The organism is Bradyrhizobium sp. 17, assembly GCF_023073515.1.
In the GTDB taxonomy this organism is placed as follows: domain Bacteria; phylum Pseudomonadota; class Alphaproteobacteria; order Rhizobiales; family Xanthobacteraceae; genus Bradyrhizobium; species Bradyrhizobium canariense_D.
This window is the reverse complement of record NZ_JADPJQ010000077.1, coordinates 1,852-2,523: the sequence shown is the minus strand read 5'-3', so window position 1 is coordinate 2,523 and position 672 is coordinate 1,852. Positions and strand designations below refer to the sequence as shown.

Genomic DNA, 672 nt, shown 5'->3' with positions numbered 1-672 from the left:
TCCATCTGCCCGTTGAAGCCGATGAAACCGATCGCCCCGCAATAGACCTCGCGCGCCACACGCTCGATTTCCGTAATTATCTGCATCGCTCGCACCTTGGGCGCCCCCGTAATGGAGCCACCAGGAAAGCAAGCTCGCAGTAGGGTGACCGCATCTTCGTCTCCCGCGAGTGTACCCGTAACGATGGAGACGAGGTGATGCACTGAGGCATAGGACTCGAGATCGCACAGGGCTGGAACGTCGACTGAATGTGGAGTGCAAACACGTGATAGATCGTTGCGCAGGAGGTCGACGATCATAATGTTCTCGGCACGATCCTTTTCGGACGCAACGAGCACGTTAGCGCGGCGCTGGTCTTCGTTGGAATCAGCCGAACGCGCGATCGTGCCTTTGATCGGTCGTGTTTCGACCTTTGTTCCGTCGAGCTTCAGGAATCGCTCAGGCGAGCTCGATGCGATGGTCAGCTTTCCGTACCGCAGGAGGGCCCCAAAGGGTGCCGGGTTCAATGACCGCAGTTGACGATAGAAGGTGAGCGGATCGAATATAGTCGACAACCTGGCCGTGAAGCGCTGCGCAATGTTGGCTTGGAAGAGGTCTCCGGCCAGAATCAAGTCGATGACGCGCTGTACCGCCGCAATGTATGCTTCACGGCTGAAGTTGGAATTCCATGCA

At 57.3% G+C, this 672-nt stretch carries 1 protein-coding gene; it reads right to left on the bottom strand.

Translation table 11 applies throughout. The annotated features are described in order from the left end of the window. Positions 1 to 672, bottom strand: a 672-nt coding sequence (locus tag IVB13_RS15765; protein WP_247489537.1) for an anthranilate synthase component I family protein, incomplete at both ends; no start/stop codon positions are given.